Source organism: Collinsella aerofaciens, assembly GCF_040926185.1.
In the GTDB taxonomy this organism is placed as follows: domain Bacteria; phylum Actinomycetota; class Coriobacteriia; order Coriobacteriales; family Coriobacteriaceae; genus Collinsella; species Collinsella aerofaciens_BC.
Genome location: NZ_JBCOIQ010000002.1, coordinates 24,672 through 37,342 on the forward strand (window position 1 = coordinate 24,672; position 12,671 = coordinate 37,342).

At 63.1% G+C, this 12,671-nt stretch carries 10 protein-coding genes; all 10 read right to left on the reverse strand.

Going from position 1 to position 12,671, the window contains the following annotated elements:
- Position 1: 1 nt before the first annotated feature.
- Positions 2 to 718, reverse strand: a complete 717-nt coding sequence (locus AB5750_RS01150; RefSeq protein ID WP_070097519.1) for a formate hydrogenlyase complex iron-sulfur subunit — start codon at positions 716 to 718, stop codon at positions 2 to 4.
- Between the two features lies 1 nt (position 719).
- On the reverse strand, positions 720 to 2,492 hold the full coding sequence (locus AB5750_RS01155; protein WP_368145235.1) for a hydrogenase large subunit: 1,773 nt from the start codon (positions 2,490 to 2,492) through the stop codon (positions 720 to 722).
- A gap of 4 nt (positions 2,493 to 2,496) precedes the next feature.
- Complete coding sequence (locus AB5750_RS01160) at positions 2,497 to 4,062, reverse strand: hydrogenase 4 subunit F (protein ID WP_035138046.1); 1,566 nt, start codon at positions 4,060 to 4,062, stop codon at positions 2,497 to 2,499.
- 3 nt (positions 4,063 to 4,065) lie between these two features.
- Positions 4,066 to 4,719 carry a hydrogenase 4 membrane subunit gene (hyfE, locus tag AB5750_RS01165; RefSeq protein WP_368145233.1) on the reverse strand — a complete coding sequence of 218 codons (654 nt, stop codon included), beginning with the start codon at positions 4,717 to 4,719 and terminating at the stop codon, positions 4,066 to 4,068.
- A 10-nt stretch (positions 4,720 to 4,729) separates the two neighbouring features.
- Positions 4,730 to 6,187: a hydrogenase 4 subunit D gene (locus AB5750_RS01170; protein ID WP_368145232.1), complete on the reverse strand. Its 1,458-nt coding sequence runs from the start codon at positions 6,185 to 6,187 to the stop codon at positions 4,730 to 4,732.
- Between the two features lie 16 nt (positions 6,188 to 6,203).
- Positions 6,204 to 7,127 carry a respiratory chain complex I subunit 1 family protein gene (locus tag AB5750_RS01175; protein ID WP_055309580.1) on the reverse strand — a complete coding sequence of 308 codons (924 nt, stop codon included), beginning with the start codon at positions 7,125 to 7,127 and terminating at the stop codon, positions 6,204 to 6,206.
- A 17-nt stretch (positions 7,128 to 7,144) separates the two neighbouring features.
- The gene (hyfB, locus tag AB5750_RS01180) at positions 7,145 to 9,163 is read right to left on the reverse strand and encodes a hydrogenase 4 subunit B (RefSeq protein ID WP_368145230.1); all 2,019 of its coding nucleotides are present in this window, start codon (positions 9,161 to 9,163) and stop codon (positions 7,145 to 7,147) included.
- Positions 9,156 to 9,773 (reverse strand): 4Fe-4S dicluster domain-containing protein, encoded by a 618-nt coding sequence (locus tag AB5750_RS01185; protein ID WP_022095203.1) that lies wholly within the window; start codon positions 9,771 to 9,773, stop codon positions 9,156 to 9,158. The genes hyfB and AB5750_RS01185 overlap by 8 nt, the downstream gene beginning before the upstream one ends.
- 78 nt (positions 9,774 to 9,851) lie before the next feature.
- A complete protein-coding gene (gene fdhF / locus AB5750_RS01190) occupies positions 9,852 to 12,074 on the reverse strand; it encodes a formate dehydrogenase subunit alpha (RefSeq protein ID WP_195444593.1) in 2,223 nt (740 codons plus the stop codon).
- A gap of 74 nt (positions 12,075 to 12,148) precedes the next feature.
- Complete coding sequence (locus tag AB5750_RS01195; RefSeq protein WP_022095206.1) at positions 12,149 to 12,667, reverse strand: 4Fe-4S dicluster domain-containing protein; 519 nt, start codon at positions 12,665 to 12,667, stop codon at positions 12,149 to 12,151.
- Positions 12,668 to 12,671: the final 4 nt, after the last annotated feature.

Consider the following 12,671-nt stretch of genomic DNA (forward strand, 5'->3'; position numbering starts at 1 on the left):
GTTATTCCTCCTTCGTTTCAAAATCCATGATGATGCCCTCGACCGGCGCCGGACCGGCGGGAATCTCGGGCGCATCGGGGTTGAGCTCGCGGTCGATATACTCCGGGTTCACGCCGTGGCCGCCCAGATACTCCATGCCGGGGCCCTGGGGCTCGCCGGACGCAAGCGTCTCGTTGGCAGCCATGCCGGCAGCGTTGCCGGTCTTTACGGCCGAGGCGGCGCGCAGGGCGTCGAGCTCGCGCTTGCACTCCTGGCACATACCGACAGTACGGGCGGCCTGCTCGGCCTCCATGCCGCCGGCCTTTTGCAGCAGGCGCTTGGCGTAGTCGATTTCCTTGTGCGGGGCAAACGGCTTGCCGCAGCGCGAGCAGTGCTCGAGCGTGTAGACGCTCTTGCTGGTGAGGTCGTCTTTGCTCATGACGGCCAGCTCAAACTCCTCGGTGAGCTTGATGGCCTCCATGGGGCAGGCCTCCTCGCAGCGGCCACAAAAGATGCAGCGACCGTAGTCAATCGACCAGGTGATGGTATCGGCCGCAAGGTCGGTGTCCATGCGAATGGCATCGGCCGGGCACGCCACGCCGCAGGCACCGCAAGCGATGCAGAGCTCAGCATTGTGCTCGGGCTTGCCGCGCATGTCCTTGTTGGTGGGGAACGGCGCAAACGGGTACTTGACCGTCGCGTCGCCGGCCTTGGCGTTAACCTTCCAAAGCTTCAGCATATTAGAGCGCCTCCTCATCGAGCGGGGCGGCCATGGTGCCCTCGCCCGCAAGCGGCGACTTGTCGCGCCAGACGTTCTCGAACTGCTCCTTGTCGAGCACGTGGTCGCGCTTGGCGGCGACATCGGTCACCGTCACGCGGTCGGTGCAGGAGTAGCACGGGTCGAGCGAACCGACGATCAGCGCCGCATCGCCCACGGTGTTGCCGCGGAACATGTAGCGCAGGACCGGCCAGTTGCTGTACGTGGCGGCCTTGGCGCGCCAGCGGTAGCACTTCTGGTTGTTGCCGAGCATGGCCCAGTGCACGTCCTCGCCGCGCGGCGCCTCGGTGGCGCCGATGGCGTACTTGTGCGGGGTGTACTCCCAATCCGTGGTGAGGATGAGGCCCGACGGGCAGTTCTCGAGCATGGTCTCGATCATATCGATCGAATCGTAGACCTCCTGGATGCGAACGGCGGTACGGCCGAAGGCATCGCAGGTGTCAGCCGTGGCGGCGTGCATCTTTTGGACGTCCGGATCGGCGTAGCCGTCGAAGGGATGGTCAAAGCGCACGTCGCGGGCATAGCCCGAGCCACGCATGAGCGGGCCGACCGGCGAGAAGTCGCGAGCGATCTTGCGATCCAGAATGCCGATGCCACTCGTACGCTCAATAAAGTTGGGCGTGGAGAGCAGCATGTCGACGAGTTCCTGAACCTCGGAGCGCAGCTGGTGGATGGTCGTGAGCGTGGAGAGCTTCTGCTCGGCCAAAATGTCGCGACGCACGCCGCCGATCACGTTGAGGCCGTAGGTCTTGCGGTGACCGGAGAGCTTCTCGGCCAGGTCCATGGACTTCTCGCGGACGCGGAAGAACTGCTGGAAGCCGGAGTCGAAGCCCGTGTAGTGCGATGCCAGGCCAATGTTGAGCAGATGCGAGTGCAGGCGCTCGACCTCGAGCATGATGGCGCGGATGTACTGGGCGCGCGGCGGGACATGAATGCCCTGGGCGCGCTCGACGGCCTCGGCATAGGCCACCGAGTGGGCGCAGCCGCAGATGCCGCAGATGCGGTCGGCGAGGAACGTCACGGCGTCATAGTTCAGGCGCGTCTCGGCGACCTTCTCCATACCGCGGTGCACGTAGAACAGGCGGTAGTCGGCGTCGACGATCGTCTCGCCCTCAACGAACAGGCGGAAGTGGCCGGGCTCGTCGGAGGTAATGTGCAACGGGCCCATGGGGACGAGTGTGGTCTCCTTGCCCTTGGTATCGGCCAAGAACTCGTAGTTTTCCATGTCGCTCGCGGGAGCGGGACGGAAGCGGTAGTCCATGGAGTCCTTGCGCAGCGGGTACAGGCCGCTGGGCCAATCGTCGGGCAGCACCAGGCGACGACGGTCGGGCAGGCCCTCGGGGATCAGGCCGAACATGTCGCGAAGCTCGCGCTCGCCCCACACGCAGGCGGGAACGAACGGCGTCACGGACGGGAACGTCATCTTGGCGGGGTCGACCTCGGCACGCACGGTAACCCAGCCGGGGTCCTCCCCCTCCATGGAGATGACGTAGTACACGGCGTAACGGCCGCACAGGGAACGCTCGTCGTTGCCGACAATCACGGGAATCCAGCCGTAGCGCTCGTAGTACAGGTAGTGGACGGCCTCGGGCAGACGGTCCAGCTTGACGGTGATCGTCAGCTGGTCCTCGCACTGCCACTCAACCTTCTCGATAGCGCCCGGCACTGCGGCGCGCAGGGCCTCGACGTGGCTTTCGCAACGACGAGCGTAGTCCTTCTTTTCAGGTTCTGCCATGGTGCTAATTCACCTCGCTTGTCTTGGTCTGGGAACTGAACACCATGCGGTAGAGAGGAGCCTCGTGGAGCTCTTCGACGCTCTGGTTCAAAACGACGGACGTTGCATCCTCGACGCCGCTCGTGATGGCGACCGGGGTGGCGATACCGAACCACATGACCACGATCGCGAGGGCGATCTCGGGGATGATCATGAGGGCGGGCACCTCGTGGCGCTTCATGCCCTCGGGCGCCTTGCCGAAGATGGACTTGAGCGCGATGCCGGTAAGGGCAAAGTACACGCCGGTGAGGCCAATGGCCACGAGCACGACCACCCAGATGGGACCGGACTGGACGCCGGCCACGAAGGTGAGGAACTCGGAGATGAACAGGGCGAACGGCGGGAAGGCGGCGAGCGCGAGCAGGGCGATGATGGTGAGCGCTGCCGTGACGGGAGCGATCTCGACGACGCCCTTGATCTTGTTCAGGTCGCGGGTGTGGTAGATGTGCTGGATGTTACCGGCCATGCAGAAGGCGAGCGCCTTCGTGAAACCGTGGAAGATGCAGTGCAGCAGGCAGGCGGCGATACCGAGCGGACCACCGATACCCAGGCACAGCGCGACCACGCCGACGTTGTCGACGGAGGAGTACGCGAAGCGGCGCTTGATATCGTCCTGCTTAAAGATGCACAGGGCGGCCACCAGGATGGACAGCGTGCCCAGGATGAGCAGGAGCGTACGCGGATAGGTGTCGCCCACCGTGATGATGGACAGGGAGTAGAAGCGGATGATCACCAGCATGGCGCACTTGAGCAGCACGCCCGAGAGCAGCGCGGAGACCGGGCTCGGAGCCTGGGAGTGCGCGTCGGGCAGCCAAGTGTGCATGGGGAACAGGCCCGCCTTGGTGCCGAAGCCGATGACGATGAACGCGAACGCGAGGCGCACGAGCATCGGGTCGAACTGGTCGGCGTAGGGCATGATGGAGGTGAGGAAGGCTGCCTCATGCGCGTTGGGCATGATATCGGCGGCGTTCGCGTAGATGAGCAGCGTGCCGAACAGGCCGAAGGCCACGCCGGCGGTGCAGACCATCGCGTACTTCCAAGACGCCTCGAGCGCCTGCTTGTTCTTGTAGATGCCCACGAGGAACACGGTCGACAACGTGGTGGCCTCGACCGCCGCCCAGGTGAGGATGATGTTGTTGGACAGGCAGGCGAGCAGCATCGTGAAAACGAACAGGCTAAACAGCGCGTAGTACTGCTTGGTGCGCTCGGCCGGCATGGTCTTCTCCTCGATATCGATCTTGATATAGGAGATGGAGTACACGCCGGTGATGAACCCGATGATGCCTACCAGAAGGACGAAGATCGACGAGAGCGAATCGAGATGGAGCCACAGGCCCAAAGCGTCGATATTCTGCCCGCTCGAGAGCATGGTTCCCGCGGTGACGACCGAAAGGACGAGGGTCGCCGCGACGGAGATGGTGTTGAGCCCCGCAAAGACGCTGTAGGACGTCGTCTTGGGGAGCGCAGCCATAATCAGGGAGAACACGAGGGGACAAGCGAGCAGGGCGACCGTCAGCATTGAAACATCCATGGCCTACCCCTTCAATTCGGTCAGGTCGTGGGAGTCGAGCGACTTGGTGTCGTTCCAAATCCTCACGACGACGGCGGACATGATGATGACGGCGAAAATGGCGTCGGTGGCGATGCCGATCTCGATGATCTCGGGGGCCGTGGGCGCGAGCAGGGCGAGCGTCACGTGGCTACCGTTCTCCATAAGGCAGTACCCGAAGATCTGCTTGAGGATGTTGCGCTGGGAGATGATGCACGTGAGGCCGACGAAGAAGTGCGCGAAGCTGATGGCGAGGGCCGGAGTGGCCACCTCGGCGGTGGGCAGGCTAAGGCGCGTGACCACCGCGAAGCAGACGGCCACCTCCAGACCGGTGAGGATGATGGTCCAGGCCGGCTTGATGGAGGAGGTCAGCGTGCCATCGGCAGGCGAACCCATCTTCTTGTAGGCACGGTTGAGAATGAACGGAACGAGGATCACCTTGGTGACGAAGGCCGACGCGGCCCACATGAGAAGCTCGGTGGCACCGGTGGTGAGGCCCAGGGTGAGCAGCACGCCCACCAGGACAACCGACTGGATCGCGTACCACTTAATGGCGGACGGGATGGTCTTCGAGACGACCACCATGGTGGAGGTCACGATCAGAAGACCGCCCAGGATATTGACTAACGAATAACCCATGTCCTACCTCCTAACCCATCCAACTAGAGGACAGAGGACCGGCGACGACGACCATGATCATGAGGACGACGAACACGAACGCCATGGCGCGCGGAAGGGGCTGGCCGGCGGCCACGGTCTCGCTCGGCTCACCGGGCAGGACCTTACCCATCCAACGCAGGAACCATGCGAAGGTGGCGACGGTCTCGACGACCATGACGCACACGAGGACGAAGATGACCGTGTTGGAAGCACCAACCGCGAAGCCACCGGAAATAATCTGGAACTTGGAGAAGAACGTACTCATGGGGGGCACGCCGGCGATAGCGGTCGCGGCGACCGCGAAGCCCACGCCCGTGACCGGGTACTTCTTCATGAGGCCCTGGATCTTGGGCAACATACGGGTTCCCAGCGTGAAGCTGAGGGAGCCGGCGATGAGGAAGAACAGGGTCTTGGTGAACGCGTGGTTGAAGATGTGCTCGACGGCGCCGTTGAACGCCATCTGGCTTCCGAACACGGAGAGGCCCAGGCCGAAGAACACGTAGGCGAGCTGCGCGATCGTCGAGAAGGCGAGCAGGCGCTTCATATCCTTCTGGGGCAGGTACATGAGGAAGCCGAAGAGCATGGTCACGACGGCGTCGATGATGGCGACCCAACCGACGATCTCGGGGATATCGCCGGCACTCGCAAGAGCGCGGGCGAACACGCACACGCCGACCTTCACCATGGACGCGCCATGGAGGTAGGCGGAAACGGGCGTGGGGGCCTCCATTGCGGAGGGCAGCCACATGTAGAGCGGGAACTGGGCGGACTTGGCCCAAGCGGCGAACAGGATGAGCAGCAGCACGACGGTCTTCATACCGGAATCGAGCTGGGAGATCGCGCCCAGCGCGAACGTGCCGGTTCCGGCGAACAGGAAGGCCGCGCCGATGTAGAGTCCCAGAGCGCCGATATGGGTGATGATGAGCGCCTTCATACCGGCCTTCTTGGCCGTGGGCGTCATGTAGTAGCTGATGAGGCCCCAGGAGCACACGCCGGTGATCTCGAAGAAAACGAGCTGGCCGACGATGGTGGAGCTGTAGGCGAGACCGGCCATGGCGCCGATGAACGTGGAGAAGTACACGTAGAAGCGGCGACGGGGCGCGTCGGGATGCTCCTTGTTCTTATCGCTCATGTACGGGAACGAATAGATGACGACGAGCAGGCCGATAGCGACGAACGCGGGTGCGAGCAGCGTGCTCATCCGGTCGAATATGAAGCCCATGACCAAGGTCTGGCCCATACTCGCCCAGGTTACATCGACCGCGTTCATGCCGTTTCCGGCAAACGTCGCGGCCAAGCCAACGGAAGCGACCGTGGCGATGCCGCCGGCAAAGGCGCAGATCCATTTAGCGTAGGGACGCGGCAGCATGACGATGAGCAGGGAGCCCAGCATGGGGACGGCGATCGCCACCATGGCAAAGAGGGACAAGCTCGATTCGATTGACATAGTTTCTCCCTTCTCCCTACACGCCTACGACGACGAAGACGAACGCGAGGACCGCGATGCCGACGACGGCCCAGGTCTGGTTACCGAGCACCTTGAAGCGCGAACGGGAAACGGAGTTCTCGAGCACGCCGCAGACAACGAAATCGACCAGGCACTTGACAAGGAAGACGACGGCGCCCACGAGAGCGGTGACGCCGATGGTCGCGGGCTCTCCCCAGGGGATGAAGATGGAGGTGAACCAAGCGACGACCACGACCTGCTTCATGCCCATGGCGAGCTTCATCATGGCCAGGGACGGGCCGGAGAGCTCGGCGAGCGGGCCCTCCTGGAGCTCCTGCTCGGCTTCGGCCTGATCGAACGGAAGCTTGCCGAGCTCCATATAGCAGGCGGCCGCGAAGGCGACGCCGGCGAGGATGACGGCGACGACGCTCGAGACGTTGCCCGTAACGATGTGCTGACCCATGGTCGCAATGTCCGTGGAGCCGCACACGATGGCGACGGTAAACAGCGCGATGAGCATGGACGGCTCGATGAGCACGCTCATGAGGAGCTCGCGGATACCGCCGAAGCCCGCGTAGGCGTTGGAGGAATCCACGCCGGACAGCGCGAAGAAGAAGCGGGACAGCGCGAGCGCGTACATGATGGTGATGGCGTCACCAAAGACGGGCATGGGGCTCTCGAGCGTGAACATGGGCAGGCCCATGGCGAGCATGAACGACACCGCGAGGAACAGCGGCGGCATGATGCGCAGCACGAAGCTCGAGTCGGAACTCACGGACTCGGGACGCGCCATGAGCTTCGCGAGGTCCCGGTAATCCTGAAGGATGGACGGACCGCGGCGATTGTGCATCTTCGCGCGAATCACACGGGCGAGGCCGGAGAAGAAGGGCGCGACCAGCATGACCACGAGGCCCTGCGCTATCGCAAGAACGATGTTCATAATATCCTCTCCCCTCTCTAGACCATGACCACGGCGAGCACGAGGAAGACCACGAGCGCCGCGACGATGTAGCAGATGTATACGGAGTAGTTGCCGCCCTCGATCTTGGAGGCGAGGCCGGCCAGCTTATCGGCACCCTCGCTCGGTGCATCGACCAGCAAGCGGTCGGGCAGGGGCTCAACGCCCTGGGCGACACCGGTGAGCTTCTGGAACACGTGCGCGATAGACCAGCAGATCTTGGTGCATACCTCGCGCAGGGTGTAGAGCGGGCCCATGAAGAGCTCTACGTCTGACGCGAAGCTCGTGGCGACGACGGGCATGTGCTCGTTGGGCTCGTAGCCGCACGCCCAAGGGTCGGTCTTCTTAGCGGGGGCCTTGGTGCCGAGGCAGGACCTCAACACGAACGCGAGGCCGGTGAGGACCACGAGCGCGATGGCGATCGCGGGGGTGGAGGTGGCGGCACCGGAAATCTCGTTCACCAGAGACACGCCCGAGGTGGCTGTGATGGCAGAGCCGGCAAGCACGCTCTGGGCGACGTCGCCCAGAACCGGGGCGATGACGGGAGAGCCGATTCCCAGCACCACGCAGATGGCCGCGAGGAGCATCTGCGAGAACAACATCGGAGCCGGGGACTCCTTGGCGTTCGCGGCCTCCTGGGAACGAGGGCTGCTCGCGAACGAGACGCCGTAGGCCTTCACGAAGCACGTGACGGCCAGGGCACCGGTGATGGCGAGGGCGGCCGCGGAGGCGACGGCGAACACCATGACGACCGGGTCGGAGAGCGTCGAGATGTTGAACAGGGACTGGTAGGTGAACCACTCGGAAACGAAGCCGTTGAGCGGCGGGATAGCCGAGATGGCAAGGGCACCGATGAGGAAGCAGACGGCCGTGACCGGCATACGGCGGAACAGGCCGCCCATCTTCTCCATGTTGCGCGTACCCGTGGCATAGAGCAGGGAGCCCGCGCCGAGGAACAGCTCGCCCTTGAACATGGCGTGGTTGAGCGTGTGGTAGAGGGCGGCCATGAGCGCGATCGTCGCGATGACGTCGTTGCCCAGGGCGTGCGCCGTCATGGACGCGCCGACACCGAGCAAGATGATGCCGATGTTCTCGACGGAGTGGTAGGCCAGCAGGCGCTTAATGTCGTGCTCGTGGAGGGCGTAGACGACGCCCAGGACCGACGAGATGGATCCGAAGACCAGGACCATGAGGCCCCACCAGAGCTGGACGCCCGAACCCGCGAGCAGGTCGAGACCGACCTTGAGGATTCCCAGGATGCCGATCTTGATCATGCCGCCGGACATGAGGGCGGACACGTTGGACGGCGCCTCGGGGTGCGCCTGGGGCAGCCAGGAGTGCAGCGGGATGATACCGGCCTTTGCGCCGAATCCGAAGAACGCGAGGACGAAGCACGCGGAGGAGACGGCGGGTCCAAAGTCATGCGTACGGAAATCACTGAAGCTGAAGGAACCGCCCACGCCGTTGGTCATGAGCAGGAAGCTCGCCATGATAAGGACAAAGCCCACGTGCGCGATGACGAAGTAGAGCCAACCGCCCCTAATGGAGTTCTTGTTCTCCTCGATAACGACAAGGAAGTAGCTCGTAAGGGACATGAGCTCAAAGGCGACCAGGAACCAGAACACGTTGTCGGCGGTGATGACGAGCATCATCGAGGCGACGAAGGTGTTCATGAAGAAACCGGCGCGCCCGACCTTGCCCGGGTACTCATCGAAGTAGGACAGACCGTAGATGAAGCCCGCAAAGGCGAGGATTGAGATGAGGACCACGATCAGGCCCGCAAGGCCGTTGAGCAAGAGCTCGAGACGGGCGAACGGGAAAAAGAAGACCGTGTTGAGGGACGAAACGTCGCCAAGCACGGCCTCGAGGCCCGCGATGAACGACAGCACGGCCGCGACGGCGCCGATCAGGCAGCCGGCGGTCTTGGCGGCGTTATCGGCCTTGATCAGCAGAACCGAGGCGAGCGCACCGATGCACGAGACGGCAAGCGATGCGATAAACAGCGTCATGCTATCCATTGTTTACGCTCCCTTCTGCTTTCTCGGACAGGCCCTGGGCCACAGCGGTAACGTCGACGACCGGACCGTTTTCGATCGAGCGCAGGCGCTTGGCCTCGTCGAGCTCGCGATCGGCCGCGCCGCCCATGACGGTCAGCGCCTTGGTGGGGCACGCCGCCACACAATGCGGGCCGTCCGGATCGAAGGCACACAGGTCGCACTTGACGGCGCAGGTGTACTGGCCAGGAGCCCACGTAAGCAGGCTGCTCAGGGACTTAGGATACGAAGGCGTCGGGTCGCACATGCCTGCGACACCGGCGATAGACGTGCCATCGGGATGGATGGCTCCGAAGGGGCACGCGATGGCGCACAGCCTGCACCCGATGCACTCCTGCTCCTTGACGTGGATGCGATCGCCATCGTGCTCGATGGCATTCACCGGGCAAACCTCGGCGCAGGGAGCACCCTCGCAATGGTGGCAGGCAAGGGCGGCCGAAATACCGCCGGTCTTCACGAGCGCCAGGCGCGGCGTATCCTGAAGACCCTGCATCCGGTGGGCGTCGGCACAGGCGGACTGGCATGTTCCGCAGCCGATGCACCTCTCCGGGTTGATGTCGATGAAGCGGTTCATCCCCACTTCCTTTCAAAATAACGGGCCGGGCTCCCGAACGTACGGGACGCCCGGCCCAAAAAGCCAACGAGAACGGGACTACACGATTTGGTTCACGTGCGTCTCGTCGTCGAACTTGGCGGCGCCAGGCTCAACGTCCTGGGGAGCGGCGGCGTCCACCAGAGCCTGCTTGAGCTCGGTGTACTGACGCTCGACCTCGCCCTCAGCCCAGACCTGGTCGGCGATAGCGTCGACCTGGCAGGCGGAGAACTTGTCCTCGGGCGTGTGCGAGACCGGGTCGACCTTGTGAATGGTCAGCTCGTTGCACTTGCCGATCCACCACTGATAGGTCATGTAGACCGTGCCCTTGTTGATGCGATCGCTCACGTCGGCGCGGCTGTATACCTGGCCGCGGCGGCTGTGAATCGAGACGATGTCGCCGTTCTTGATGCCGCGCGCCTGGGCGTCCGCGGGATTCATGCGGACAAAGCCGGGCTCATCGGCGAGCAGCGCCAGCGTCTTGCAGTTGCCGGTCATCGAGCGGCAGCTGTAGTGGCCGACCTCGCGGACGGTACACAGGATGAGCGGGTACTCATCGTCGGGAAGCTCGGAGGGCGCCTCCCAGTCGTGCGCCATCAGGTTGGCGCGGCCGTCCTTGGTGGTGAACTTGCCACCAGCGAACATGTCGGGCGTACCGTGGTCGTTCACATCGGTGCTCTTGACCGGCCACTGGGCGTAACCGCCCTCGGGAGCCATCTTCTCGTAGGTCGCGCCCACAAAGTTGGGGCACAGGCTAATGCACTCGTTCCAGATCTGCTCGGTGTTGTCGTAGTGCATGGGATAGCCCATACGCGTGGACAGGTCCGCGAAGATCTCCCAGTCGTGGCGGCACTCGCCCTTGGGCGGAACAGCCGCGTCAAAGTGCTGGAAGCTACGGTCGGATGCGGTAAAGACACCCTCGTGCTCGCCCCAAGAGGTAGCGGGCAGGATGACGTCGGCGAGCATGGTCGTCTGCGTCATAAAGATGTCCTGGCAAATGAACAGGTCCAGCTCGGAGAGCGTCTTGCGCATACCGGCCGAATCGGGCTCGGTCTGCACCGGGTCCTCGCCGTAGTTGTAGAAGCAGTGCACCTTGCCCTCGTCGACCAGGTGGCCCAGGTCGGTGAGCTTGTAGCCCTCCTCGAGCGGGAGCTTTTCCTCGGGCACGCCCCAAGCCTTTGCAAACTTGGCGCGCACGGCGGGGTCGGTGACTTTCTGGTAGCCAGGGTACAGGTTAGGCAGCATGCCCATATCGCAGGAGCCCTGGACGTTGTTCTGACCACGCACGGGCGCGAGGCCGGAATTGGGTTTGCCGATCTGGCCGGCAACGCAGGCGATGGAGGCGATGGTGTGCACCGTCTTCAGGTTCTGCTTCTGCTGGCATACGCCCATGCCCCAGCCAATGATGGCGGAGGGCTTCGCCGTGGCGTACATCTCGGCGGCTTGGTGGATCAACGCGGGCTCGACACCCGTGATGTCCTGTACGGATTCGGGAGTGTAGTTCTTGATGGTCTCCCACCACTCGTCAAAGCCGTTCGTGTGCTCGGCGACGAATTCCTTGTCGTAGAGGCCATCGTTGACCAGACAGTTAGCAAAGGCGTTGAGGAACGCGACGTTGCAACCGTTCTTGATCGGAAGGTAGAGATCGGCGATACGCGCGGTTTCGATATGGCGCGGGTCGGCGACGATGATCTTGCAACCCTTTTCTTTGGCTCGCACGATACGCCTTGCGACGATGGGGTGCGAATCGGCAGGGTTATAGCCGAAGAGGAAAATGCAGCCCGCATCCTCCATACCGGGGATGGAGCATGACATGCAACCTGAACCAACCGTGTCCATCAGACCGAGGACAGTAGGGCCGTGTCAAGTACGGGCGCAGTTGTCTACGCTGTGGGTGCCGATGCACGCACGCGTAAACTTCTGCATGACGTAGTTCGCCTCATTGCCGCCGCCTCGCGAAGAGCCGGTGGTCATGACAGCGTTAGGACCATATTCGTCAATTATGGCCTGCATCTTAGATGCGGTGAAATCCAGTGCCTCGTCCCAGCTTACGCGCTCAAGATCCGCGCCCTTAGTGCGGCGGATCATCGGGTGCAGTACGCGAGGAGTCAAGATCTTGGTGTCGTTGATGAAGTCGTAGCCGCTCATGCCCTTAAGGCACAGCTCGCCCTGATTGGTGATGCCGTTGAGCGGTTCGGTGCCCACGACCTGGCCGTTTTGGACCAAGAGGTTAAACTGGCAACCGGCGCCGCAGTACGGGCAGATCACTTTATGCTTCTCCATGACACCCTCCTTCCTTTCTCTGCTACCGAATGCTCGGTACTTATTTGACAATCATTGGGTCTGTCGTCCGACGCTTACGCCTCGTTTTCGATGGTGGCGCGGGCACGCTCGGCAGTCAGTTCTGCCAGGCGTTCCTCGTCTACCAAGGTGAGGCCCTTGGTCGGGCACGCCTCGGCACACGCCGGACCGCCGGGACGGTCCACGCACAGGTCGCACTTGAGCACGAAGCTCTTAGTCTGCGAACCCACGCGCACGTCGCCCATCAAGACGGGGACCTGCGTGGTCGCCACGCTCACGGCGCCAAAGGGGCATGCCATGACGCAGCTCTTGCAGCCGATGCAGTTGTCCTCGTTGACGCCGATGCGATGGTTCTTTGGATCAAAGAACAAGGCGCCCGTAGGACAGGCCTTCGCGCACGGGGCATCCTCGCAGTGATGGCAAGCCACCGGTGCGGAGATCTCGTACGTACGCGTCACACGCAAGCGAGGTGCGGCGATGTTGCCGGGAATATCGTGTGCCTCGATGCACGCCGCCATACAGGTTTGGCACCCAATGCAGCGCGAGGAATCGGCTACGACTCGTTTATTGCCCATGTTG

Bases quoted from the DNA above. Each gene is read 5' to 3' on its own strand.
- AB5750_RS01170 (WP_368145232.1), bottom strand. From the start codon at position 6,187: ATGTCAATCGAATCGAGCTTGTCCCTCTTTGCCATGGTGGCGATCGCC.
- AB5750_RS01155 (WP_368145235.1), bottom strand. From the start codon at position 2,492: ATGGCAGAACCTGAAAAGAAGGACTACGCTCGTCGTTGCGAAAGCCAC.
- AB5750_RS01175 (WP_055309580.1), bottom strand. From the start codon at position 7,127: ATGAACATCGTTCTTGCGATAGCGCAGGGCCTCGTGGTCATGCTGGTC.
- hyfE (WP_368145233.1), bottom strand. From the start codon at position 4,719: ATGGGTTATTCGTTAGTCAATATCCTGGGCGGTCTTCTGATCGTGACC.
- AB5750_RS01150 (WP_070097519.1), bottom strand. From the start codon at position 718: ATGCTGAAGCTTTGGAAGGTTAACGCCAAGGCCGGCGACGCGACGGTC.
- AB5750_RS01160 (WP_035138046.1), bottom strand. From the start codon at position 4,062: ATGGATGTTTCAATGCTGACGGTCGCCCTGCTCGCTTGTCCCCTCGTG.
- AB5750_RS01195 (WP_022095206.1), bottom strand. From the start codon at position 12,667: ATGGGCAATAAACGAGTCGTAGCCGATTCCTCGCGCTGCATTGGGTGC.
- hyfB (WP_368145230.1), bottom strand. From the start codon at position 9,163: ATGGATAGCATGACGCTGTTTATCGCATCGCTTGCCGTCTCGTGCATC.
- AB5750_RS01185 (WP_022095203.1), bottom strand. From the start codon at position 9,773: ATGAACCGCTTCATCGACATCAACCCGGAGAGGTGCATCGGCTGCGGA.